We start from the raw sequence: 2,896 nt of genomic DNA, 5'->3' as shown, positions 1-2,896 counted from the left end.
TTCCCCCAGTGGAACTGCAACTGCCGCAACTGCGCCGGCGTACGCAGCGGCAAGGTCCGCGCGCAGCCGCGCAGCCAGTCCTCCATCGCCCTCAGCGCCAATGGCGTCGACTGGGTGCTGTGCAACACCTCCCCGGATATCCGCGCCCAGCTCGAGGCCTTTCCGCCGCTGCAACCGGCCCGCCGCCTGCGCGACACCGGCATTGCCGCGATCATTCTGATGGACAGCCAGATCGACCACGTCACCGGCCTCCTGAGCCTGCGCGAGGGCTGCCCGCACCCGGTCTGGTGCACCGACATGGTCCACCAGGACCTGTCCAGCGGCTTCCCGCTGTTCAGCATGCTCCAGCACTGGAATGGCGGCCTCACCTGGAACCCCATCGACCTGGCCAGCCCGTCGTTCACCATTCCCGCTTGTCCGGGCCTGAATTTCACCGCCATTCCCCTGCGCAGCAGCGCGCCGCCGTACTCGCCGCACCGCGGCAACCCGCACCCCGGTGACAACATCGGCCTGTTCGTCGAGGACCTGGAGAGCGGCGGCAGCCTGTTCTACGCCCCGGGCCTGGGCCAGGTGGATGACGCGCTGCTCGACTGGATGCGCCGCGCCGACTGCCTGCTGGTGGACGGCACGCTCTGGCGTGACGACGAGATGCGCCACTGCGAGGTGGGCGACAAGCTCGGCAGCGAGATGGGCCACCTGCCGCAGAGCGGCCCGGGCGGGATGATCGAGGTGCTCGACGGCATTGCCGGTCCGCGCAAGGTGCTCATCCACATCAACAACACCAACCCGATCCTCGACATCGATTCCGCCGAACGCGCCGAACTGGAGCGCCACGGCATCGAAGTGGCCTGGGATGGCATGAGCATCGTGTTGTAACGGAGCCCGAGATGAACCAGATCGCCATGACGCCCGCCGAATTCGAACAGGCCCTGCGTGCCAAGGGCGCCTGCTACCACATCCACCACCCGTACCACCGGGCGATGTACGAGGGCAGTGCGACCCGCGAGCAGATCCAGGGCTGGGTGGCCAACCGTTTCTACTACCAGGTGAACATCCCGCTGAAGGACGCCGCCATCCTCGCCAACTGCCCGGACCGCGACACCCGCCGCGAGTGGGTCCAGCGCATCCTCGACCACGACGGCGCCCCCGGCGAGGAAGGCGGCATCGAGGCCTGGCTGCGCCTGGCCGAAGCCGTCGGCCTCCAGCGCGAGCAGGTGCTGTCCCAGGAACTGGTGCTGCCGGGGGTGCGTTTCGCGGTGGACGCCTACGTCAACTTCGCCCGCCGCGCGAGCTGGCAGGAGGCGGCCAGCAGTTCGCTGACCGAACTGTTCGCCCCGCAGATCCACCAGTCGCGCCTGGACAGCTGGCCGCAGCACTACCCGTGGATCGACCCGCGCGGCTACGACTACTTCAGGAAGCGCCTGAAGGAGGCGCGCCGCGATGTCGAACATGGCCTGCGCATCACCCTCGACCACTACCGCACCTGGGAGGCCCAGCAACGCATGCTGGAGATCCTGCAGTTCAAGCTCGACGTGCTGTGGAGCATGCTCGACGCCATGAGCATGGCCTACGAGCTGCAGCGCCCGCCCTATCACACGGTGACCCGCGAGCGGGTCTGGCACCGGGGGATTGCCCTATGAGCAACTTCGACCTGACACAGGTGCCCAGCCTGCGGCGTGGCTTCCGCCTGCAATGGGAACCGGCCCAGGGCTGCCACGTGCTGCTCTATCCCGAGGGAATGATCCGACTCAATGAAAGTGCCGGTGCCATCGCCGTGCAGATCGACGGGCAGCGCGATGTCGAGTCGATCATCCGCAGCCTGAGCGAGCAGTACCCGGATGCGCCGGACCTGGCGGATGACGTCGTTCAGTTCATGGAGGTTGCCCGTGAAAAATTCTGGATCGAGCTCCACTGAGCCCAGTGTCGGCCTGCCGCTCTGGCTGCTGGCCGAGCTGACCTACCGTTGCCCGCTGCAGTGCCCGTACTGTTCCAACCCGCTGGATTTCGCCCAGCAGGGCGAGGAGCTCACGACGGCACAGTGGATCGAGGTGTTCCGCCAGGGCCGCGAGCTGGGCGCTGCACAGCTGGGTTTCTCCGGTGGCGAGCCGCTGGTTCGTCAGGACCTGGAAGAGCTGATCCGCGCCGCCCGCGAGCTGGGCTACTACACCAACCTGATCACTTCCGGCATCGGCCTCACCGAGGCGCGCATCGAAGCCTTCAAGGACGCCGGGCTGGACCATATCCAGGTCAGCTTCCAGGCTGCCGACGAGGCGGTGAACAACCTGCTGGCCGGCTCGCGCAAGGCCTTCGCGCAGAAACTGGCGATGGCCCGCGCGGTGAAGGCGGCGGGCTACCCGATGGTGCTGAACTTCGTCATCCACCGGCACAACATCGACCAGATCGAGCGGATCATCGAGCTGTGCCTGGAACTGGAAGCGGACTTCGTCGAACTCGCCATCTGCCAGTTCTACGGCTGGGCCGAACTGAACCGCGCCGGCCTGTTGCCGACCCGCGCTCAGTTGGAACGCGCCGAAGGCATCACCAACCAGTACCGGGCCAAGCTGGCCGCCGAGAAGCACCCCTGCAAGCTGATCTTCGTCACCCCGGACTACTACGAGGAACGCCCCAAGGCCTGCATGAACGGCTGGGGCAGCCTGTTCCTCGACATCACCCCGGACGGCACCGCGCTGCCGTGCCACAGCGCGCGCCAGTTGCCGGTGCAGTTCCCCAATGTGCGCGAGCACTCGCTGCGGCACATCTGGTACGAGTCCTTCGGCTTCAACCGCTTCCGCGGCTATGACTGGATGCCCGAACCGTGCCGCTCCTGCGACGAGAAGGAAAAGGACTTCGGCGGCTGCCGCTGCCAGGCCTTCCTGCTCACCGGTGACGCCAGCAA

Annotated in this window: 4 protein-coding genes; all 4 read left to right on the top strand. The window is 66.9% G+C overall.

Features of this window, described 5'->3' with window-relative positions; all coding sequences use genetic code 11:
- Positions 1-876 (top strand): pyrroloquinoline quinone biosynthesis protein PqqB (gene pqqB / locus DM872_RS12325; protein ID WP_179059762.1); only part of this gene is annotated, 876 nt, incomplete at its 5' end.
- Between the two features lie 11 nt (positions 877-887).
- Positions 888-1,640, top strand: a complete 753-nt coding sequence (gene pqqC / locus DM872_RS12320; RefSeq protein WP_179059765.1) for a pyrroloquinoline-quinone synthase PqqC — start codon at positions 888-890, stop codon at positions 1,638-1,640.
- Complete coding sequence (gene pqqD, locus DM872_RS12315; RefSeq protein WP_179059764.1) at positions 1,637-1,915, top strand: pyrroloquinoline quinone biosynthesis peptide chaperone PqqD; 279 nt, start codon at positions 1,637-1,639, stop codon at positions 1,913-1,915. The genes pqqC and pqqD overlap by 4 nt, the downstream gene beginning before the upstream one ends.
- Positions 1,887-2,896: pyrroloquinoline quinone biosynthesis protein PqqE (gene pqqE, locus DM872_RS12310; protein WP_179059763.1), on the top strand; the 1,010-nt coding region annotated here is incomplete at its 3' end. The genes pqqD and pqqE, both read left to right, overlap by 29 nt.

The organism is Pseudomonas taiwanensis, from assembly GCF_013393345.1.
Lineage (GTDB): Bacteria > Pseudomonadota > Gammaproteobacteria > Pseudomonadales > Pseudomonadaceae > Metapseudomonas > Metapseudomonas resinovorans_C.
This window is presented reverse-complemented; position numbering and strand designations above follow the sequence as displayed.

Bases quoted from the DNA above. Each gene is read 5' to 3' on its own strand.
- pqqC (WP_179059765.1), top strand. From the start codon at position 888: ATGAACCAGATCGCCATGACGCCCGCCGAATTCGAACAGGCCCTGCGT.
- pqqD (WP_179059764.1), top strand. From the start codon at position 1,637: ATGAGCAACTTCGACCTGACACAGGTGCCCAGCCTGCGGCGTGGCTTC.